The organism is Lactobacillus sp. XV13L (genome assembly GCF_059900875.1).
Map to the genome: position 1 here is coordinate 99,127 of NZ_JBWXGD010000004.1, position 19,688 is coordinate 118,814.

23 protein-coding genes are annotated in these 19,688 nt (G+C 48.5%); 18 read left to right on the forward strand and 5 right to left on the reverse strand.

Annotated elements, in window-relative coordinates:
* The first annotated feature begins 74 nt into the window (after nucleotides 1–74).
* From upp to AC2JF6_RS04065, 14 genes are all read left to right on the forward strand, one after another.
* Complete coding sequence (gene upp, locus AC2JF6_RS04000) at nucleotides 75–704, forward strand: uracil phosphoribosyltransferase (protein WP_500729487.1); 630 nt, start codon at nucleotides 75–77, stop codon at nucleotides 702–704.
* 115 nt (nucleotides 705–819) lie between these two features.
* Entirely contained in the window at nucleotides 820–1,533 is a 714-nt protein-coding gene (atpB, locus tag AC2JF6_RS04005; protein ID WP_500729488.1) for a F0F1 ATP synthase subunit A, read from the forward strand.
* Nucleotides 1,534–1,552: 19 nt separating this feature from the next.
* Nucleotides 1,553–1,780, forward strand: a complete 228-nt coding sequence (atpE, locus tag AC2JF6_RS04010) for a F0F1 ATP synthase subunit C (RefSeq protein WP_500729489.1) — start codon at nucleotides 1,553–1,555, stop codon at nucleotides 1,778–1,780.
* A 40-nt stretch (nucleotides 1,781–1,820) separates the two neighbouring features.
* Entirely contained in the window at nucleotides 1,821–2,333 is a 513-nt protein-coding gene (gene atpF, locus AC2JF6_RS04015; RefSeq protein WP_500729490.1) for a F0F1 ATP synthase subunit B, read from the forward strand.
* A complete protein-coding gene (atpH, locus tag AC2JF6_RS04020; RefSeq protein ID WP_500729491.1) occupies nucleotides 2,333–2,881 on the forward strand; it encodes an ATP synthase F1 subunit delta in 549 nt (182 codons plus the stop codon). The genes atpF and atpH overlap by 1 nt, the downstream gene beginning before the upstream one ends.
* Nucleotides 2,882–2,895: 14 nt before the next feature.
* A complete protein-coding gene (gene atpA / locus AC2JF6_RS04025; protein WP_500729492.1) occupies nucleotides 2,896–4,407 on the forward strand; it encodes a F0F1 ATP synthase subunit alpha in 1,512 nt (503 codons plus the stop codon).
* Between the two features lie 10 nt (nucleotides 4,408–4,417).
* Complete coding sequence (locus AC2JF6_RS04030; protein ID WP_500729493.1) at nucleotides 4,418–5,380, forward strand: F0F1 ATP synthase subunit gamma; 963 nt, start codon at nucleotides 4,418–4,420, stop codon at nucleotides 5,378–5,380.
* 23 nt (nucleotides 5,381–5,403) lie between these two features.
* The gene (gene atpD / locus AC2JF6_RS04035; protein WP_500729494.1) at nucleotides 5,404–6,843 is read left to right on the forward strand and encodes a F0F1 ATP synthase subunit beta; all 1,440 of its coding nucleotides are present in this window, start codon (nucleotides 5,404–5,406) and stop codon (nucleotides 6,841–6,843) included.
* A gap of 11 nt (nucleotides 6,844–6,854) precedes the next feature.
* On the forward strand, nucleotides 6,855–7,292 hold the full coding sequence (locus AC2JF6_RS04040) for a F0F1 ATP synthase subunit epsilon (RefSeq protein WP_500729495.1): 438 nt from the start codon (nucleotides 6,855–6,857) through the stop codon (nucleotides 7,290–7,292).
* Between the two features lie 72 nt (nucleotides 7,293–7,364).
* A complete protein-coding gene (locus AC2JF6_RS04045) occupies nucleotides 7,365–7,595 on the forward strand; it encodes a DUF1146 family protein (protein WP_500729496.1) in 231 nt (76 codons plus the stop codon).
* Between the two features lie 83 nt (nucleotides 7,596–7,678).
* Nucleotides 7,679–8,668, forward strand: coding sequence for a rod shape-determining protein (locus AC2JF6_RS04050; protein ID WP_500729497.1), 990 nt, complete (start codon nucleotides 7,679–7,681; stop codon nucleotides 8,666–8,668).
* A 16-nt stretch (nucleotides 8,669–8,684) separates the two neighbouring features.
* The gene (yidD, locus tag AC2JF6_RS04055; protein WP_500729498.1) at nucleotides 8,685–8,978 is read left to right on the forward strand and encodes a membrane protein insertion efficiency factor YidD; all 294 of its coding nucleotides are present in this window, start codon (nucleotides 8,685–8,687) and stop codon (nucleotides 8,976–8,978) included.
* Nucleotides 8,979–8,986: 8 nt separating this feature from the next.
* Nucleotides 8,987–9,214, forward strand: a complete 228-nt coding sequence (locus tag AC2JF6_RS04060; RefSeq protein WP_500729499.1) for a DUF2969 domain-containing protein — start codon at nucleotides 8,987–8,989, stop codon at nucleotides 9,212–9,214.
* Between the two features lie 16 nt (nucleotides 9,215–9,230).
* Complete coding sequence (locus AC2JF6_RS04065) at nucleotides 9,231–10,424, forward strand: FtsW/RodA/SpoVE family cell cycle protein (protein ID WP_500729500.1); 1,194 nt, start codon at nucleotides 9,231–9,233, stop codon at nucleotides 10,422–10,424.
* A gap of 69 nt (nucleotides 10,425–10,493) precedes the next feature.
* Here AC2JF6_RS04065 and AC2JF6_RS04070 read toward each other — a convergent pair whose 3' ends face one another.
* The 5 genes from AC2JF6_RS04070 to rpsD form a co-directional block, all read right to left on the reverse strand.
* Nucleotides 10,494–10,946, reverse strand: a complete 453-nt coding sequence (locus tag AC2JF6_RS04070; RefSeq protein WP_500729501.1) for a universal stress protein — start codon at nucleotides 10,944–10,946, stop codon at nucleotides 10,494–10,496.
* A 45-nt stretch (nucleotides 10,947–10,991) separates the two neighbouring features.
* Nucleotides 10,992–11,273, reverse strand: coding sequence for a hypothetical protein (locus AC2JF6_RS04075; protein WP_500729502.1), 282 nt, complete (start codon nucleotides 11,271–11,273; stop codon nucleotides 10,992–10,994).
* 319 nt (nucleotides 11,274–11,592) lie between these two features.
* Nucleotides 11,593–12,915 carry a replication-associated recombination protein A gene (locus AC2JF6_RS04080; RefSeq protein WP_500729503.1) on the reverse strand — a complete coding sequence of 441 codons (1,323 nt, stop codon included), beginning with the start codon at nucleotides 12,913–12,915 and terminating at the stop codon, nucleotides 11,593–11,595.
* Nucleotides 12,915–13,385: a DUF1694 domain-containing protein gene (locus AC2JF6_RS04085; protein WP_500729504.1), complete on the reverse strand. Its 471-nt coding sequence runs from the start codon at nucleotides 13,383–13,385 to the stop codon at nucleotides 12,915–12,917. The genes AC2JF6_RS04080 and AC2JF6_RS04085 overlap by 1 nt, the downstream gene beginning before the upstream one ends.
* Before the next feature lie 68 nt (nucleotides 13,386–13,453).
* On the reverse strand, nucleotides 13,454–14,065 hold the full coding sequence (gene rpsD, locus AC2JF6_RS04090; RefSeq protein WP_500729505.1) for a 30S ribosomal protein S4: 612 nt from the start codon (nucleotides 14,063–14,065) through the stop codon (nucleotides 13,454–13,456).
* A 350-nt stretch (nucleotides 14,066–14,415) separates the two neighbouring features.
* Between rpsD and ezrA the strand changes: the two genes are divergently transcribed.
* The 4 genes from ezrA (at nucleotide 14,416) to thiI (ending at nucleotide 19,576) form a co-directional block, all read left to right on the forward strand.
* The gene (ezrA, locus tag AC2JF6_RS04095) at nucleotides 14,416–16,131 is read left to right on the forward strand and encodes a septation ring formation regulator EzrA (RefSeq protein WP_500729506.1); all 1,716 of its coding nucleotides are present in this window, start codon (nucleotides 14,416–14,418) and stop codon (nucleotides 16,129–16,131) included.
* Between the two features lie 430 nt (nucleotides 16,132–16,561).
* A complete protein-coding gene (locus tag AC2JF6_RS04100) occupies nucleotides 16,562–16,708 on the forward strand; it encodes a hypothetical protein (RefSeq protein WP_500729507.1) in 147 nt (48 codons plus the stop codon).
* 487 nt (nucleotides 16,709–17,195) lie between these two features.
* Nucleotides 17,196–18,359, forward strand: a complete 1,164-nt coding sequence (locus AC2JF6_RS04105) for a cysteine desulfurase family protein (RefSeq protein ID WP_500729508.1) — start codon at nucleotides 17,196–17,198, stop codon at nucleotides 18,357–18,359.
* Complete coding sequence (gene thiI / locus AC2JF6_RS04110; RefSeq protein ID WP_500729509.1) at nucleotides 18,359–19,576, forward strand: tRNA uracil 4-sulfurtransferase ThiI; 1,218 nt, start codon at nucleotides 18,359–18,361, stop codon at nucleotides 19,574–19,576. Before AC2JF6_RS04105 ends, thiI begins: the two co-directional genes overlap by 1 nt.
* The last annotated feature ends 112 nt before the right edge of the window (nucleotides 19,577–19,688 follow it).

The following is a 19,688-nucleotide window of genomic DNA, read 5'->3' on the forward strand; positions in this document are numbered from 1 at the left end:
CTTGCAAAGGACTTTAAACCCTTTGCTTTTTTGATTAGAATAGCACTAAGCACATTTGTATTAGGAGGAAGATAATGGGCAAATTTACGGTATTGAATCACCCGTTGATTCAACACAAGTTAACGATCATCAGACGCAAGGAAACAAGCTCGAACGAGTTTAGGCGGATTGTTGGAGAAATCGGTGGGCTCATGACCTACGAGATTACCAGGGACCTCCCGCTGCAGGACGTTGAGATTGAGACGCCGATCGGCAAGACCACCCAGAAGGAAATCGCGGGCAAGAAAATGACCATTGTGCCTATTCTGCGCGCTGGCATTGGGATGCTCAACGGCGTAATGGAAATGATTCCATCGGCCAAGGTCGGCGTGATTGGGATGTACCGCGATGAGGAGACGCTGCAGCCGCACGAGTACTTCTGCAAGATGCCTAAGGACGTGGCGGAGCGCAATTGCTTGATCGTTGACCCGATGCTTGCTACCGGGGGCTCAGCCAATATGACGATCAGCGCTCTGAAAAAGCGCGGCGTCAAGAACATCCAGCTGGCCGTCTTGGTTGCCGCACCGGAAGGCGTTAAAGCGGTGCAAAAGGAGAATCCCGATGTGGACATTTTTGCGGCGGCAGAAGACGATGAATTGCTGCCCAACGGCTACATTGTCCCCGGCCTGGGCGACGCTGGCGACCGTTTATTTGGCACTAAATAAGTCCGTGAGAAAATTAATTGCAGAATTCGCTTACAATCTTACACAAAATTATTGAAAGGTGTTAACATTGTATGAGTGTTCGATAATTGGGCACAAGAAGGGAGGTCACGGAGTATTGGAGAAACCATTTGTTTTTAAATTTTTAGGTTTAAATTTTGATCTTGCCGGGGTCATCGGCTCAACATTGATGGCAGCTGCTGTGTTATTCATCTGCATTTGGCTATCACGCACGGTTGAAATGAAACCGAACAAGAAGCAAAACGTATTGGAATACCTGCTCGACTTCACTGACGGTATTGTCAAAGACAACGTCGCAGATGTCGATGCACGGAAGCACCTTTCGCTTTACGCGTTTGTTCTCTTTCTTTTCATCTGGTTTATGAACCAACTGGGCTTGTTTTTGGAAGTCAAGGTCGGCGACTTTATGGTTATTAAGTCGCCAACAGCTGACCCAGTAACGACAATGTCGTTTGCAATGATGACCTTGCTTCTATCATTCACGTTTGGAATGCAAAAATTTGGCACTGGTGGTTATTGGCGCAATTATGCTGAGCCAGTCAGCTTCTTATTTCCCATCAATATGATTGAGGAAGTAACCAACTTTCTGACGCTGTCTTTGCGTTTATATGGTAATATCTATGCGGGTGAAGTTTTGTTGACATTAATTGGGAATAGCTTTGCACCTAGTTTCGGCGTTCCAACACTGATTCTGGCTGCGCCGCTTGCCATGATCTGGCAAGGTTTCTCTGTCTTCATTGGCTCTATCCAGGCATATGTTTTCGTAACTTTATCGATGGTTTACATTGGTAAAAAGGTTACAAAAGAATAATTTTTTTGGAGGTTTAAATATGTCACAGGCTTTTAAGTATCTTTCTGCAGCACTCGTTGCTGGTATTGCAGCGCTCGCTGCTTCTTGGGGTAATGGTAAGGTTATCACTAAGACGGTCGAAAGCATGGCTCGTCAACCGGAAAGTGCTGGTAATTTAAGATCAACCATGTTTATCGGCGTTGGTCTGATTGAAGCTGTCCCGATTTTGGCGATTGTCGTTGCTTTCCTGATTCTCTTCTTAAAATAATTTGCTAAGAAGTATTGTTAAAAAGAGAGAAGGGCAGTAAATGACATTTCAAACTTTATTTGCAGCCTCGTCCAATCATATATATCTTGGAAATACCCTCTGGTATTTGATTGTTTTTGCAATTTTGCTTCTCTTGATTAAGCATTATGCCTGGGGACCAGTCTCCGACATGATGGAAAAAAGACGGCAAAAAGTAATCAATGACTTAGATTCGGCTGCGGATAACCGCAAAAAAGCCGAGGTTTTGGCTAATGAACGCGAAGCGGCCTTGAAAAATTCACGGCAAGAAGCAGTGCAAATTCTCTCTGGTGCCAAGGCTAACGCCCAAAAGACGAGCGACCAGATTGTGGCCCAGGCCAACACGAGTGCCGCTGAAATTCATGAAAAGGCTAAGGCGGAGGCTGCACAAGCAAAGGCTGATGCGTTAAACGAAGCCCGTGCACAGGTAGCCGATATTTCGGTAACAATTGCGGAAAAGGTAATTGCACGGAATTTATCTGCTGATGACCAAAAAGATTTGGTTGATCAATTTATTAAGGGGCTGAACAAGTAATGGCCTTAAGTAAAGAAGAAATTGCTGCACGTTACGGTACTGCGCTGTTTGATTATGCACAGGACATGAAGGCTTTAGATGCTGTTCATGCGGATCTGGGGGAATTGGGCAAGGCTCTTGCTGAATACCCGCAGATCCTCAAAGTTTTTAGTGATCCGATTCTTGACAGTAATGAAAAGAAAGCGTCCCTGTCCGCTATTGAACGGGGACTGATTAAGGAAGTTCAAACCTTTTTGAACCTGCTTTTGGACTATAACCATTTTGGGGAACTGCCTGGCATTATTGATCACTTTAATTATTTATATAATAAGAATAAAAAAATCATGGTAGGGACCGCAATTACTTCGATCAAACTTGATGAATCACAATTGTCTGCCCTAAGTGCAAGTTATGCGCAGAAGTACGGGCTAAGTGCTGTCAACCTTGTGAATAAGGTTGACAAGAGCATTATCGGCGGCGTGATTTTACGGGTAGGCGATTGGGTAATCGACGGCTCCGTTAAAAACAAGCTAAAAAAGATTCGTGCGCAATTAATTAGTAAAGATTAAAAGAGGTGAAACCATTGAGCATAAAAGCAGAAGAGATTAGCTCTTTGATCAAGCAGCAGCTTGAACACTATGATGACAAGCTCGACATTAATGAAGTCGGGGTTGTGACTTACATAGGTGATGGTATCGCCCGGGCTCACGGATTGAACAATGTTTTGGCTAATGAACTATTGGAATTTGACAATGGTTCTTATGGTATTGCTCAAAACCTTGAATCAAATGATGTTGGTATCATTATTCTGGGCAATTTTGATGATATTCGTGAAGGTGACCAAGTCAAGCGTACTGGTCAGATTATGCGGGTGCCAGTTGGTGACGAGTTAATCGGCCGGGTTGTTAATCCTTTGGGTCAACCCGTTGATGGTTTGGGCGAAATTAAGACAAGCAAAACGCGTCCAATTGAGGATAATGCGCCAGGCGTAATGGAACGCCAGTCCGTTAACCAGCCCCTGCAAACGGGAATCAAGGCGATCGATGCGCTGGTTCCAATCGGTCGTGGTCAGCGTGAGCTGATCATTGGTGACCGTAAAACAGGCAAGACCAGTCTGGCAATTGATACCATCTTGAACCAAAAGGGACAAGACGTAATTTGTATTTATGTCTTCATTGGACAAAAGGAATCAACGGTTAGGACGCAGGTAGAGACGCTGAAGCGCTTCGGCGCAATGGACTATACCATCGTCGTTGAGGCGGGACCAAGCGAACCGGCCCCGATGCTGTATATTGCACCGTATGCGGGTACCGCAATGGGTGAGGAGTTCATGTACAATGGCAAGGATGTGTTGGTGATCTTCGATGACCTATCCAAACAGGCCGTGGCTTACCGTGAACTTTCCTTGCTTCTTCGTCGTCCGCCTGGTCGTGAAGCGTATCCCGGCGACGTCTTCTACCTGCACTCACGCTTGTTAGAGCGTAGTGCGAAGTTGAGCGACAAGCTGGGTGGCGGTTCGATGACGGCTTTGCCGTTTATTCAAACCGAGGCCGGGGATATTTCGGCTTACATCCCAACGAACGTGATTTCAATCACGGATGGCCAAATTTTCCTGCAGAGCGATCTGTTCTTTGCCGGGACACGGCCGGCAATCGACGCGGGCAACTCCGTTTCTCGTGTTGGTGGTAGTGCCCAGATCAAGGCAATGAAGAAGGTTGCCGGTACCTTGCGTACTGACCTCGCCGCCTTCCATGAACTGGAGAGTTTTGCGCAGTTCGGCAGTGATTTGGACCAAGCAACACAGGCTAAATTGAACCGGGGTCGCAGGGTTGTCGAAGTTTTGAAGCAGCCTTTGCACGATCCCATTCCGGTTGAAAAACAGGTTATTATTTTATATGCCCTGACTCACGGCTATTTGGATGCTGTTCCGGTTGAAGATATTGCACGCTTTGAAAAGGAACTGTACGATAACTTTGATAATGCTCATGCGGACCTTTTGGAGCATATCCAAAAGACGGGCGAGCTGCCTGATGAAAAAGAGTTACAAGCTGCAATTGCGCAATTTGCAGATAGTTTTTCACCAAGTAATAATTAGGAGGTAGTTTATGCCTGCATCGTTACTTGAGTTGAAGAAAAAAATTGCTTCGGTTAAGCAGACTGGCAAGATCACGGAAGCCATGCGGATGGTTTCCGCGTCAAAATTAAATCAAACGGAAAAACGCGACAAGGGCTACACGGTTTATAATGAGCACGTGCGCAAGACCCTCTCGCGTCTGATGAGTGCTGAGGTTGTCAACCACCTGCATAAGGAAAATGTTAAAGTTGACGAGGAGAGCATCGGCAAGCTCGATTACGAAAACGTATTTGGCTTGGGCATTGTTTCCGATATGGTGCAGGCACGCAAGGAAATCAAGTCAACTGGTTACCTGGTTGTCACCGGTGACCGGGGCCTGGTCGGTTCCTACAACAGTGCCGTCATCAAAAACATGATGGGCCTGGTTGAGGATTCAAGAGCGCAGCACAAAGACATCAAAATTTTGGCGGTCGGGTCTGTCGGCGCAGACTTTTTCAAGAAAAATCGCCTTAACGTGGTTTATGAAAATGATGCAATCAGCGATGTTCCCACTTTTGATGAGGTTTTGCCCATTGTTTCAACGGCAATTAAGATGTATCTGAATGGCGTATACGATGAACTGTATGTTTGTTATACGCACCACGTCAACTCGCTCTCATCTGCGTTTAGGGTTGAAAAGATGCTGCCAATTGTCGGGATTGACATTGGCGTCAAAGAAGCCGAAGCCCACAAAGATTTAGAATATGACATTGAACCGGATGTTAACGCCGTTTTAACCACTCTGGTGCCGCAGTATGCCCGTTCGGCAATCTATGGTGCAATCCTAGACGCCAAGACCGCTGAACATGCAAGTTCGATGACGGCAATGCAGAGTGCGACGGACAACGTTAATGATTTGGTTTCTAGTCTTACTACGAAGTTAAACCGTGCAAGACAAGCAGAAATCACTACTGAAATCACTGAAATTGTCAGTGGTGCAAATGCTTTGAAATGATTAAAGAAAAGGAGGTAGATATTTTGAGTGAAGGTGAAGTTGTTCAAGTAATCGGCCCCGTGGTCGATGTGAAATTCCCGCTTGATAAAAGCCTACCTGATATTAGTAATGCTTTGCGTGTAATTAAGTCAGAGGATGAGGCTGTCGTCCTTGAAGTCACGCTTGAACTTGGTGATGGTGTCCTAAGGACAATCGCCATGGAATCTACCAATGGTCTGATGCGCGGAATGAAGGTCCAGGATACTGGCGGACCAATTTCAGTACCCGTTGGCAACGATACCCTTGGACGTGTTTTTAACGTTCTGGGCAACACAATTGATAACGGTCCCAAGTTTGATCAGGATCATGCCCGCGAAAGCATTCATAAGGAAGCACCTAAATATGACGAACTGACCACGAGTCAGGAAATACTTGAAACGGGGATCAAGGTTATCGACCTGCTTGAGCCCTACGTTCGGGGCGGCAAGGTTGGTCTGTTCGGTGGTGCCGGAGTCGGCAAAACCACGATCATCCAGGAATTGATTCACAACATTGCCCAGGAACACGGCGGCATCTCTGTTTTTACCGGTGTTGGTGAAAGAACGCGTGAGGGTAACGACCTGTACTTTGAAATGAAGGCTTCAGGCGTCTTGAGCAAGACCGCCATGGTCTTCGGACAGATGAATGAGCCGCCTGGTGCCAGAATGCGGGTTGCGTTGACCGGCTTGACGCTAGCGGAGTACTTCCGTGACGTTGAGGGCCAGGACGTGTTGCTCTTCATTGATAATATTTTCCGGTTCACGCAGGCGGGATCAGAAGTTTCCGCGCTGCTTGGCCGGATGCCAAGTGCCGTTGGTTACCAGCCCACGCTGGCAACGGAAATGGGTCAACTGCAGGAACGGATTACTTCGACCAAGAAGGGTTCGATTACTTCAATTCAGGCCGTTTACGTGCCCGCCGATGACTATACTGACCCGGCACCAGCCACAACCTTTGCCCACCTTGATGCTACGACCAACCTGGAGCGTAGCCTGGTGGAACAGGGAATCTATCCGGCGGTTGACCCGCTCCAGTCGACGTCTAGCGCGCTGGACCCAGAAGTCGTTGGCAGCGAGCACTACCAAGTCGCTACGCAGGTGCAGCATGTCCTGCAGCGTTACCATGAGTTGCAGGATATTATTTCTGTGCTGGGCATGGATGAATTATCCGATGAAGAGAAGGTTATTGTTAGCCGTGCTCGTAAGATTCAGTTCTTCTTATCGCAGAACTTCTTTGTTGCTGAGCAGTTTACTGGCGTTCCTGGTTCATATGTTCCAATCAAGGAAACCATTAAGGGCTTTAAGATGATTCTAGAGGGTCACCTTGATGACCTGCCAGAAGATGCTTTCCGGAGTGTTGGTCCAATTGAAGACGTCTTGAAGAAGGCGCAAGAGATGGGTGTAACCGCTAGTGATCCGGAAGCTCAAGCATTGTTGGAAAAGTAGGGTGATGTCAAATGGCAGAACCAGAAAAACTTTTTAAGGTCAATGTGGTAACTCCAGACGGTTTGGTTTTTTCCCACCGCTGCAGCTTGGTTGAGATGCGGGCGATTGATGGTCAGCGTTCGGTGATGTATAATCACTTGCCAATCTTAACGCCGCTCGCAATTGGTGAGATTAGGGTCAAGCGTGGCCGCGAGGCAAACAATGTGGTGAATCACATTGCCGTCAGCGGCGGCTACTTCGAATTTTCTGACAACGTTGCCACGGTTATTGCTGATAGTGCTGAACAATCGAGCAATATCGACGTTTCGCGGGCCGAAGCCGCCAGAAGGCGCGCGCAAAAGGCCATGGAAGAGGCCAAGGCCTCACATGACGAGCGTTCCTTAGAGCGGGCTCAGGTTGCATTAAGAAGAGCCGTCAACAGGATCAGTGTTTATAATTCAAGTAATTAAGTCGAGCTTAAACGGATGCACATAAGTGTGTCCGTTTTTGGTTAACAGTAAAAAAGAAAAGCGAGAGATAAAATGTTTCAACTCGGTGTTCATGCTCTAATCAGTATTGTGATCTACCTGATTACGATTGGCCTGTCGTTTCAGATAATGAAAAGCGTGCAGGTCGAAAAGATTATTCGCAAGAATAGGACGTTTGAGGCCCAGCTGCTGCTGATTTTTACGGCCATTGCCCTGGGCTACCTGGTCGGCAATTTCTTCATCGCCCTAATCGATATGTCCCTGCAACTGAGCAATTTCTTTTAAAACTTGGTAAAGTGGGCGAAATGGGCGGCAAACCAGAGACCCTTTATGGTAAAATATACAATGAATATTTATGGAGGATTATCGTGGCACGAGATATAGGAATTGATCTAGGAACAGCAAATGTGCTCATCAACGTCTCTGGAAAAGGGATTGTGCTGAATGAACCGTCAGTAGTTGCTGTTAACACTAGCACAAACAAAGTAGTAGCAGTTGGCACCGAAGCATATAGGATGGTTGGGCGCACGCCCGGCAATATCCGCGTAATTCGTCCCCTGAAGAATGGCGTCATTGCCGATTTTGATATCACCGAGGCGATGCTGTCGTACTTTATCCAGAAGTTAAACGTCAAGGGGCTCATGTCGAAACCCAATATCCTGATATGTGCACCGACCGGCGTTACGTCAATCGAGCAGAAAGCCATCATCCAGGCCGCCGAAAAATCTGGCGGCGGCAAGGTCTACCTGGACTTTGAGCCCAAGGTTGCGGCTGTTGGTGCGGGTCTTGATATTTTTAAGCCGCAGGGCAACATCGTGATTGACATTGGTGGCGGCACCACTGATATTGCAGTCTTGTCCATGGGCGAAATTGTGACCAGTCAGTCGCTGCGCTACGCCGGCGACCACATGAACCAGGCAGTCGTGTCTTACATCAAAAACAAGCACAACCTGCTGATTGGCTCACGGACGGCCGAACAGATCAAGATTGAAATCGGCAGCGCATTTGAACCGGATGAGGAGCAAACGATTACGGTCCGGGGACGCGACATGGTTGACGGCTTGCCCAAGCAGGTAACAGTCTCGGCGTCTGAGATTCAGGAGGCGCTGCACGATGGGCTGATGACGATCATTGCTTCAACCAAGGAAGTACTGGAAAAAACGCCACCCGAATTGTCCGCAGACATTATTGACCGGGGCATTATGCTGACCGGTGGGGGCGCACTGCTTAAGAATATCGACAAGCTGATTTCTTACTACCTGAAGGTGCCGGTTTTAACGGCCGACCAGCCGCTTGAAGCCGTAGCACTTGGTACGGGCATATTGCTCAACAACATCGAGAAACATCAGGTTCACTAATTACCAGGAGATTGCTTTGCGTAAAATTTTGATTTTTTTAGTTAGAATTTATCAGCGGTTCATTTCCCCGGCCCTGCCCAAGAGCTGCCGGTACTATCCGACGTGCTCGGCTTACATGGTTGATGCGTTGACCAGGTTTGGCCCGGTCAAGGGGCTCGTTATGGGCATATGCCGGATTTTGCGCTGCAATCCTTTTGTGCGCGGCGGTGTTGACCCTGTGCCTGATAAATTTACTATTTTCCGTAATCCTCACCCGGAAAAATACGAGGATGAAATTATCGCCAAGAAGTTTCATCCGTATGCAAAGTAGGAGATATTATGTCAAAAAAGCCAGTAAATATTAACGTTGAAATCAATGAAGTAAAGGGCAGGGAAAATCCGACCTGGGAGGTAATTATCCCGAATAAGAAGCCGATTGGGACAATTGAAAAAGTTTCGGGGCGCTACCGCGCCACGACGGGCAAGACCCAAAGCGTGCTATACGCGAAGAGCCTTGAAAGCAGCATCAATGACCTGCTCTCATATTTTGCCCTGCACGAGAAATAACGGGCAGTGATAATTAATGGTAAAAGTAGAAAACAAAACAAGCCTTTACGACCGGATTGCCTGGAACATCGTTGTTCCCATTCTGATCCTTGCAGCGGTTGGACTTTATTCAATTTATTTTGCGGCTATCGATGATCCCAGCCACATGGGCAGTCCGGCGAAGGCCGTCCTAATGCAGGGCCTGTGGTACGTCATTTCGGTGGCGATTGTGGTCTTTGTTATTCAGTTTGACGCGGAGCAGCTTTTCCGCATTGCGCCCTACGTGTATGCCTTCGGCATTGTCCTGCTGATACTGGTTTTGTTCTTTTACAACCGTGGGGTTGCTGGAGATACGGGTGCTAAGAGCTGGTTTAAGCTGGGACCGATTTCCTTTCAGCCGTCCGAGGTGATGAAGCCGGCCTTTATCCTGATGCTGGCCCGGGTCGTTCATGACCACAACCAAAAGCTGATGCACACGATCAAGGACGACTGGCTGCTGATTGGCAAGGTCGTTGCTTGGCTCTTGCCGGTTGCCGTCCTGCTCAAGCTGCAGAATGACTTCGGGACGATGCTGGTTTTTATTGCAATTGTCGGTGGCGTTCTCCTCGTGTCGGGTATTTCCTGGAAGATTATCACGCCCATGTTCATCGCGCTTTTTGTCCTTGGGGCCACCGTGATCTTCATGGTCACGACGGCGGGGGGACAGTCCTTTTTAAGCCACTTCTTCCAGCCCTACCAGTTTAAGCGGATTATGTCGTGGCTGAACCCGGCGACCGATACCTCCAAGGATGCGTACCAGTTGTGGCTCAGCATGCAGGCGATTGGATCGGGGCAGCTGTTTGGCAATGGCTTTGGCAAGTTGAGCGTCTACGTTCCGGTGCGGGGTTCCGATATGGTCTATTCGGTCATCGGCGAATCCTTTGGCTTTGTCGGCAGCGTGGCGGTTATCCTGCTTTACCTCTACCTGATTATCCAGATGGTGCGCATCACCTTTGACACGCGGAATGCATTTTATTCCTACGTTTCGACCGGGGTCATCATGATGATTTTGTTCCATGTCTTTGAAAACATTGGCATGAGCATTGACCTGCTGCCGCTGACCGGGATTCCCTTGCCCTTTATCTCGCAGGGGGGCTCGGCTCTGATCGGCAACATGATTGGAATTGGGATGATTCTTTCGATGAAGTTTCATAACAAGGACTACATGTTCAGCCAGGCCGGTGACTTTTAAAAATGCAAGACAAACTAAAAAAACACTTCATTTCTATTGAAGTGTTTTTTTAGTTTAGTGCGGTTTGTGTTAAAGCCGTAATTCTTTAGTCGTGCGGCATACCAAGACGTCGCAGTCAGCAGTGCGCGTGACGTATTCGGTCACGCTGCCAATCAATATTCTTTCCACTGCGTTGAGTCCCGTTGCACCGACAATGATCAAATCAATGTCATGCTTCTGCGGAAATTCGTGTGCGATGATCGCCTTGGGAGAACCAAATTCAATTGAGAAATGAACGTCCTGGACTCCGGCACGAGTAGCGTCGTCATAGCACTTCTTACATTTTTTCCGCGCATCGTTAGAGACCTGTTCCACCATTTCGGAATCGAAGCTCGACACGTTTTGAAAAGAACGGGTATCGATGACGTGCAGGATTTCTAGCGTGGCCCCATTGCGTTTAGCCGCCGCAACCGCCTTTTTAAAGGCGAGGTCGGCCTCCATGGAACCGTCAATAGCAACTTGAATACGGTGATATTGTTTCATAGTTAAATACCTCTCTCACCATATTTTACCAAATTTTCGGCCGAATTATTCATTCTTTTGGTTAATTAATAGGCTAAAAATCAAAATGGTGCAGGAACTAAGGACAAGGGTGATCAGGTTGAGGTACTTGTTATCCTGAAGCACAAGAAAGAGACCGAGCAGGCTTTCCAAAGTGAGAATAATCGCGGTCCACGTCATGATTGACCTAAAGTTGGCATTGTTCTTGCTGTTGAAGATGAGGAAGTGGCTGCCGCGGTTATGCCAAAGGTAGTATGCGGTTGCCAGCATTATTATTAGGTAAACGGTGATGATAGCTTTAAGAATCATAAAAATCTCCACGTAAAAAACGGTCGTCAGACCGTTTCCTCTAATTTCGAAAAAAATCCGAGTTGACCAAACATAGCAAAACGGTGCTTGTTGAACCCGCAGTGTTCAAAGAAATGAGAAGTAGCGCAACGAATGTGGATCCTATGCTGATAGATCAGATAGTATTCCGATTCTATTGTTATTTACTGTCTCGCACGTAATATGTTTGACCGGTCAACTTTATACAATTTAGCTAATCAGTCAACCCAGATCAACTATTATACTAGCTAAAATAATGCTATTTGTCAACTTTTCTTCGGCAGCACACGGATCAACACGCTTAATTTTTCCCGTCAGACGTGGTTTTCAGGCCCTCTTTTTGCATGTTGTGCAAAACTTGGTACTGCTTGAGCAACCCTTTTTCAATTTTGGAGTTGCCTTTAGGGGTAAAGTACTGCGTGCCCAGGAGCTTGTCGGGCAAATACTGCTGGGGAATCCAGTCGCCCGGATAGGAGTGCGGATATACGTAGCTAGTCCCGTGTCCCAATTTTTCAGCGCCGGAATAGTGCGCATCCTTGAGGCTGTCAGGGATTGATCCGGTGTCTTTGTTTTGGACATCGCTCAAGGCCTGGTCGATTGCGCTGATTGCACTGTTGCTCTTGGGCGAAAGTGCCAGCTCGATTACGGCGTTCGCAAGCGGTATGCGCGCTTCGGGCAAGCCGAGACTCTGCGCAGCCTGAATTGCAATTATTGCGTGCTGGGCCGCGGCCGGGTTGGCCAGGCCAATGTCTTCATAGGCGATGACGCTCAAGCGGCGACAGATTGACACGAGGTCGCCGGATTCAATCAGGCGCGCCAGATAATGCAGTGCGGCGTCTGTATCCGAGCCCCGGATTGACTTTTGAAAAGCCGAAACGAGGTCATAGTGACCGTCTCCGGACGCATCAAAGTTTTGGGCACGCACCTGAATGGAATTAGCCATCGTCTGCTGGTCAATTTTAAAGCCCGAGCTGGTGTCTGTCCCGTCGGCTTTAAGTTCCTGCTTGGTTGAGCGCACGGCCAATTCCAGGCCGTTCAGTGTGGCGCGCAGGTCGCCGTTGCCCTTCTCAACGAGCAATTTTTGGGCTTCGGCAGTGAGTTCAACGTGATAGCTGCCTAAACCGTTTTCCTCATCGTGAAGGGCACGATCGATGGCCTTGTTAACGTCGCCTGCGTCCAGCGGCTTAAGCTCAAATATTTGGCAGCGCGAACGAATGGCGGGGGAGATTGAGATGTAGGGATTCTCCGTAGTGGCGCCGATAAGAATAATCTGGCCACTTTCGAGCAGGGGCAGGAGAAAGTCCTGCTTGGTCTTGTCTAAGCGGTGAATCTCATCGAGCAGGAGGATCACCGTACCGCTCATTTTGCCTTCAAGTGCAACTTGCTGCAGCTGCTTCTTGCCATCGGTTGCGGCGTTAAGCTTGCGAAAAGCATACTTAGTCGAGCCCGCAATCGCACTCGCGATGCTGGTTTTACCGATGCCGGGCGGGCCGTAGAGGATCATTGAGGATAAAAGCTTGGCCTCAACCATGCGCCGGATAATTTTGCCCGGACCAATCAAGTGTTGCTGGCCAACCACCTCATCCAAATTGTGCGGGCGCATTCTGTAGGCGAGTGGTTTCATTATTTGTCTCCGTGGAAGAGGCGGTGCCAGAAGCCCGCCCTTTTGCTAGGGGCGGCCGCAGTCAACTTGTCTTGGGGCATTTCGGGTGGGTAGACCTGGCCGATTTCAACCCGCAGCTTGTTGATCGCAGTGGGGGCAACAACCAAAATTGCGGTGTCCTCCGGTCCCGTTTGGGCGGTTTCATTGTTGACTAGGGTAAATGAAATATTGTACTTGCCACAGTTTGTTTCAACTTGGTTCAAGAAATTCCCGTCCAGATTGCCATTGATCAGAATGGAGTAACCAACAAAGTCAGGGAAGTGCAGCAGAAATAAGTTGGTCAACTTGGCATCCGCTGTTTCGGCATTCGTCATCCGCACCAAGACCCGCTCGCGCAAAGAACCCAAAAATCGTCTGCGCTCATCGGGCCTTGTCTGGGGCGTAATCCCCTGGGCCGCATTTGCGACCCTCGTATTTAAATCGTCGGACATTGTTTGGCCTTCCTTTCGCGTAGCAAAAACCCCTCTCCAAGCAGGAAAGGGGTTTGGTAATGAAAAAATTAAAGCAATTTGTTGTAGTATTCAACAACCAGGGCTTCATTAATTTCTGGTTCCATTTCATCACGTTCTGGAAGACGTACAAGAGAACCTTCCAACTTGTTGTCATCAAATGAAACGAATGATGGGCGAGCCACAACTGCTTCAAGCGCATCTTTGACTTGCTGCAAGTTCTTTGACTTCTCCCTCAGACTGATGGTTTGGCCCACGCTAACTTCGTATGAAGGGATGTCGACTCGCTTGCCATCAACGGTAACATGACCGTGGTTGACCAGCTGTCTAGCCTGTTCCCTAGTGGTAGCCAAGCCTAAGCGGTAAACCAGACTGTCCAAACGGCATTCAAGCAAAACCATGAAGTTGGTACCGTGCTCACCTTCACGAATCTTACCAGCGCGCTTGAACAAAGTTCTAAATTGACGCTCGTTTAAGCCGTACATCCAGCGCAGCTTCTGCTTTTCATGCAGCTGCTCGCCGTATTCCGACAAGCGCCCGCGTGCGTTGGGACCGTGCTGACCGGGGGCGTAGTTGCGCCGGCTAAGCTCCTTGCCCGTGCCTGAAAGGGAAATCCCTAATCTTCTTGACCGTTTCCAACTTGGACCTGTATATCTTGACATAAAATCCTCCAATAAAATCTGCTAACAGTTTTTGGAGTAAAATAATCACGTATAAGTTCAACATTCGTGCATCTTAATTTTCATTTTCGCCTGTTGCAGCGTCGGTTACTCGTTCACTAAAACGTATTAAGATGTTGACGTTCTTGTCACTTATAGCTGCAAATATTTTACACTTCCCCTATTATAGCGGCCGCACGCGGCTAAAGCAAGAGAATTTGCCGAATTGGTCTAAATTATGAATGATTCGTTAACGTTTTTTTATTTAGTGTCCGGGTGTGCTATTTATTATAAACTCATGCTCACAGCATAAGATAAATTTGGTATAATTAGGGTAGTTTTGGAGGAAAATTATGTCACCAGCCCAGGCCATAGTTGTGGTAATTGTAGTTTTAATCATTATTCTTGCGATTGCATTTATGCTAATTATGAATCATAAGCAGCTGCGGGAAATTATTGAACTTGACGACCTAATCACTAAAATTGACAAAATGAATTTGGAAGCCGATATTGTCAAGCTTAATAAAATGGAATTGGCGGGTGAGAGTCTGATCACGTTGACGACCTGGCGCGAGAGCTACCAGCAGGCAACTACCAAAAAAATCCCTCAAGTCCAGGCCCTTTTGGACCAGGCCGCGGAGCAGAACGCCCACTACCTGCTGTTTAAGGCCCGCAAGAACATTAAGCAGGCCCAGGGAATCATGCGGCCTACGTATGATGATGCGAAGAACACGCAAGAGGTTTTTACGGAATTACTTGAGTCTCACCGTGAGAACCAGATGCAGTATGATGAACTCAATAAAAACTACCTGGAGCTGCGTAAGAAGGTCTTGGCCGACTCTTTTGAGTACGGCGTAGCGCTTGACCGGATTGAGGACGAACTGGCTGCAATCGAGCAGGATTTTTCCGAAGCAAAGAGCCTGACCGCTCAGGGTGATCAAGTTGAAGCCAAGCGGGTTTTGTCCAAGATCAAGGCAGCACTAGATTTAGTTGAAACGGTTCTGCCCAAGGTTAGGGACGCGCGTCGCCAGCTGGACCAGGTTTTTCGGGCACAGTTGGGTGAGTTGTCCGATACTTACAAGAAGATGATGTCTTCTAAGTATTACATCACTCAGATTGACGTGCTGGGTGAAATAAAAAAGATCCGCGGCCAGGTCAATGAAGCCAGCCGCACGCTGGCGGACTTGAAGATTGCGGAGCTGGACAAGCAAATTAGCGAGATCAAAAGTGCAATTGCTGATCTCTATGAGGTTTTGACCAGGGAGTACAAGGCGCGGCCCTTCGTTGAAGAAAATCAGGACAAAATTCAGCGGCTGCTTGCGCACGCGCTGGTTGAATCCCGTAACCTGGTCAAGAAGCTGCGTCACATTGATGAAAGTTACGAACTGACGCACGGCGAACTCGCACAGAGCCGTAAATTTGAGCAGGAAGTTACCGACATGAACCGGCAGTACACGGTTGACACGCAAAACGTGGCTGATGGCAAGGGCGTTTATTCTGCAATCAAGGCCAGGTGGCTAAGCATGCTCGAGCGCCTGCGCGAAATAGGCACGGAGCAAAACAATATGGCGCGGGACGTTGATGGACTCTTTGATTCGGAAAACGTTGCCAATAATTCGGTTAACCAGTTTAAGCAGGAGGTAGCGCTTGTTTACCGCCGCTTGGAGCGCAAAAAATTGCCGGGCAACCCCGACAGCTTCGTTCAGATGTATACGCTGGTTGTTAACGAAATCGGGCACGTGGCCAAGGAACTGGGGCAGGTCCGGATCAATATGGAAAAGATCTCGAACGAATTAATTCAGATTTCTGATGACGTCGAACGGCTCAAGCGTGAGGCAGACGACATCATTAACTCGGCCAACCTGGTGGAACTGACGCTGCAGTATTCTAACAAGTATTCGGACAATAGCGCGATGAAAAGTGCCCAAAAGAAGACGATGGAGCTTTATAGTCAGGAGTTTGACTATAAGGACGCGCTAGACACGATTGCAACGGCGCTTGAAAAAGCGGAGCCGGGATCGTACCAGCGCCTTGAGAACGCGTATTATTCTAACAAGAGCAGCAACTGACAAACCAGGGCCAGAAGGTAGGTTGACGGGGGTGTCCCGCCTTGTAATTAGCTGGCCGTTTGGGAATCGGTGCTTTTTGTAGTTAACGTCCCTATTCTGAACATTAATTCCCAAGCAGCGCAAAAAAGGCAAGCCTCGAAAACTTGACGGCCTTGGGGTTGATTTATGCAAAAGGTTAAGCTGAATTGCAAATACTGTTGGCGGTGGACGTTTAAACAAGCAGCGGGTACGCGGAAGACGGCGCGGGACTTGAAAAACGAGGGCAGAAAAAGCAATCTAAAGCCGAAACTTTAGAACGTATCGGCGCAATATCAACACTCATCACCACGCTGATAACACTGCGCGCATGCCTAGGAATTAAGCCCCGGCAATTTTGAGGAACCGTGAAGTTCCTTTTGGTCGTATCATAAACTATAATGAGGGGAAAGCAATGAACAAAATTCACAATTATCAAATGAAAAAGGGCAATCTGACAATCAACGCTAAAATCGATTTGAGGACAAAGACCATCGTCAAAACTGTAGTGGCTGCAGCGGCCGTTGTTGTAATTATCGCCATGGCAAAAAGGCTGGGCTAGCAGACATATGCAGTCGTGCGAATAAGTGGAAGCCTATTAAGGGGCACAAGCGGGGGCGTGCTGCAGGCGGCATTGTCTATAACTTAGGAAATTTCATGAAACTGCTTTATAAAGAGCGGTTTTTATGTTGCGCGGAATAATTGGCCAGAAGCAGTGGCAGCGGAATATTGCCAGCATCTGCCCCCAAGCAGGACAATTAGTCGCGGCCGTAAAGAAGCAGGCAGGCTAGGTTGCATGCGATCCGAGCACTCTGAAGTTGTAAAAGGGTGCGAAGATGATAGAATATCTATTGGCAAAGAATCCGTTGAACTCAAAATAGCAGTTTTGCTGAGTCCTGAGTAGGCCGTTCCTAATGATTGAGAGGGACGCAAAAGGGGTAAAAACAGCAAATTTTCATGAATTCAAGCGAATTTTAACGAGGTAGGCACGCCGCAAAACGCTGCTGTTGAGCGTAGAGTGCAGATGTACATGGGGATGATTTTATTAAATGATTTATTTTGATAATAGTGCGACAACGAAGGTTGACCCGGCGGTGCTGGCAACTTATGATCAGGTCGCCCAAAACATTTGGGCCAACCCGTCGAGCCTGCACAAGTTAGGCGACCGGGCGTATCAGCTGCTGGAAAGCGCACGCAAGCAGATTGCTGGACTGCTGGGGACGAAGCAGGATGAAATCTTCTTCACATCCGGCGGCACGGAATCCAATAACTGGGCGATTAAGGGCACGGCGCTGCAGAAGCGTGAGTTTGGCAGGCATTTGATTACGTCGAGCGTGGAACACGCATCCGTTGCCAACAGCTTTAACGCCCTAGAACGCCTCGGCTTTAACGTTACCCGCTTGCCGGTCGACAAAAGGGGGCGGGTCAATGTCAATGATTTGCGCAGCACGCTTGATTCCGATACCACGCTCGTCTCAATTATGGGCGTTAACAACGAAATTGGATCGATTCAGCCGATTGAAGAAATTAGCGACCTTTTGTCAAACTACCCGACCGTTAATTTCCACGTTGACAATGTCCAAGCCCTCGGCAAGAATATTTGGCCGCGGGTCTTCACTCCGCGTGTCGACTTCTCTAGCTTCTCCGCCCACAAGTTTCATGCCCCCAGGGGAACGGGCATCCTGTATAAAAAAGAGGGCAAGATGCTGCCGCCCCTGCACGACGGTGGCGGCCAGGAGAAGGGGCTGCGCTCCGGCACGGAAAATTTGCCGGCGATTGCCGGCATGGCCAAAGCCATGCGCTTGCTGCTGGCCGGTGAGGCCGAAAAGGCAGGGCGCGAGTCAGCAATTAAGCGCAAAATTGCCGACTACCTGCAGGATAAGCCGGGAATTGAAATTTTTTCACCGCTAAGTGATGATTTTGCACCGCATATTTTGTGTTTTGCCCTTGAGGGAATCCGCGGCGAAACGTTAGTCCACACGCTGGAAGAATACGACATCTACACGTCGACGACGTCCGCCTGCGCTTCGACCAAGACGGATGAGGCCAGTACCCTGGTGGCAATGCACGTAGAGGACAAGATTGCAACGAGCGCAATCCGGCTCAGTTTTGACGAAACCAACACGCTGGCAGAAGCAGATGAATTTATCAGGGTCTTTGATAAGATTTACCGGCACTTTGCTCCGATTAATCATTTAGGAGAAGAGAAATAATGAAATACACTGAAATAATGGTTCGCTACGGTGAACTTTCGACTAAGGGCAAGAACCGCAAGGACTTCATCGGGCGCTTGGCCGGCAACGTAACCAAGGTGTTACGCGACTTCCCCGCGGTTGAAATTCATGCGCGTCACGACCGGATGCACATCGTGCTTAACGGTGCGCCATTCGAGGAAGTTGACCAGCGCTTAAGAAAAGTGTTTGGCATTCAAACGTATTCGCCAACCGTGAAGGTTGCCAAAACGCTCGAAGCGGTTGAAACGACCGCACTGGCTCTAATGACCGCAGCCTTTGAAGAGGGCATGACCTTCAAGGTTAACACCAGGCGCAGCGACCACCATTTTGCATACGATACCAATGAATTGAATCAGCTGGTTGGTGACTACCTGTTTGCACATATGGATAATTTAAGGGTGGAAATGAAGCATCCTGATATTGTGCTGCGCATCGAGGTTCGCCCGGATGCAATCTACCTTTCCAACCAGTTGCTGCACGGTGCGGGCGGCATGCCCGTTGGCACCGGCGGGCGTGCGGTCATGATGCTGTCCGGTGGAATCGATTCACCCGTTGCCTCATACCTGGCCCTCAAGCGCGGGGTCGATATCGACATGGTGCACTTCTATAGTCCGCCTTACACCACCGAAAAGGCGCTGAACAAGGCCAAGGAATTAACCGGGATCCTGGCTAATTATTCCGGTCGCATCAACTTTATTGCGGTTCCCTTTGCAGAAATTCAGGAAACAATCAAGGAGAAGGTACCTGAGGGCTACCTGATGACCGTGCAGCGCCGCTTTATGCTGCAGCTTGCTGACCTGATTCGGGCCCAGCGCAAAGGACTGGCTATTTTTAACGGTGAATCGGTTGGTCAGGTGGCATCGCAAACGCTGGAATCAATGGCGGCAATTAACGACGTCACGACAACCCCGGTAGTAAGGCCCGTGGCCACGATGGACAAGACGGAAATTATTGCTTTGGCCGAAAAGATCGGCACTTTTGATTTATCGATTCAGCCGTTTGAGGATTGCTGCACGATCTTTGCGCCGCCCCGCCCCAAGACGAAGCCGCGGCTTGACAAAGCGCGTGCGTACGAGGAACGGCTTGATGTCGATGGTCTGATTCAGCGGGCCTTTGCGGGAATACAAATCACGCCAATACACCCGAATGATAAATTCCTGGCGGATAAGGCTGAAGAAGATGCACAAATTTTGTAAAAATATGCTATAATACCTGCAAAGCAATAATCAAGAGGTACTAACCCTGAATAACTAGAGAATGACCCGTAGTGCTGAAAGGTCAGGTAGGGTTGGTTGGTAGCTTGGTTGG

Bases quoted from the DNA above. Each gene is read 5' to 3' on its own strand.
- AC2JF6_RS04065 (WP_500729500.1), top strand. From the start codon at position 9,231: ATGGTAAAAGTAGAAAACAAAACAAGCCTTTACGACCGGATTGCCTGG.
- AC2JF6_RS04100 (WP_500729507.1), top strand. From the start codon at position 16,562: ATGAACAAAATTCACAATTATCAAATGAAAAAGGGCAATCTGACAATC.
- AC2JF6_RS04085 (WP_500729504.1), bottom strand. From the start codon at position 13,385: ATGTCCGACGATTTAAATACGAGGGTCGCAAATGCGGCCCAGGGGATT.
- atpF (WP_500729490.1), top strand. From the start codon at position 1,821: ATGACATTTCAAACTTTATTTGCAGCCTCGTCCAATCATATATATCTT.
- AC2JF6_RS04045 (WP_500729496.1), top strand. From the start codon at position 7,365: ATGTTTCAACTCGGTGTTCATGCTCTAATCAGTATTGTGATCTACCTG.
- AC2JF6_RS04080 (WP_500729503.1), bottom strand. From the start codon at position 12,915: ATGAAACCACTCGCCTACAGAATGCGCCCGCACAATTTGGATGAGGTG.
- AC2JF6_RS04030 (WP_500729493.1), top strand. From the start codon at position 4,418: ATGCCTGCATCGTTACTTGAGTTGAAGAAAAAAATTGCTTCGGTTAAG.
- thiI (WP_500729509.1), top strand. From the start codon at position 18,359: ATGAAATACACTGAAATAATGGTTCGCTACGGTGAACTTTCGACTAAG.
- AC2JF6_RS04060 (WP_500729499.1), top strand. From the start codon at position 8,987: ATGTCAAAAAAGCCAGTAAATATTAACGTTGAAATCAATGAAGTAAAG.
- AC2JF6_RS04105 (WP_500729508.1), top strand. From the start codon at position 17,196: ATGATTTATTTTGATAATAGTGCGACAACGAAGGTTGACCCGGCGGTG.
- atpH (WP_500729491.1), top strand. From the start codon at position 2,333: ATGGCCTTAAGTAAAGAAGAAATTGCTGCACGTTACGGTACTGCGCTG.
- rpsD (WP_500729505.1), bottom strand. From the start codon at position 14,065: ATGTCAAGATATACAGGTCCAAGTTGGAAACGGTCAAGAAGATTAGGG.
- AC2JF6_RS04075 (WP_500729502.1), bottom strand. From the start codon at position 11,273: ATGATTCTTAAAGCTATCATCACCGTTTACCTAATAATAATGCTGGCA.
- AC2JF6_RS04040 (WP_500729495.1), top strand. From the start codon at position 6,855: ATGGCAGAACCAGAAAAACTTTTTAAGGTCAATGTGGTAACTCCAGAC.
- atpE (WP_500729489.1), top strand. From the start codon at position 1,553: ATGTCACAGGCTTTTAAGTATCTTTCTGCAGCACTCGTTGCTGGTATT.
- upp (WP_500729487.1), top strand. From the start codon at position 75: ATGGGCAAATTTACGGTATTGAATCACCCGTTGATTCAACACAAGTTA.
- ezrA (WP_500729506.1), top strand. From the start codon at position 14,416: ATGTCACCAGCCCAGGCCATAGTTGTGGTAATTGTAGTTTTAATCATT.
- AC2JF6_RS04070 (WP_500729501.1), bottom strand. From the start codon at position 10,946: ATGAAACAATATCACCGTATTCAAGTTGCTATTGACGGTTCCATGGAG.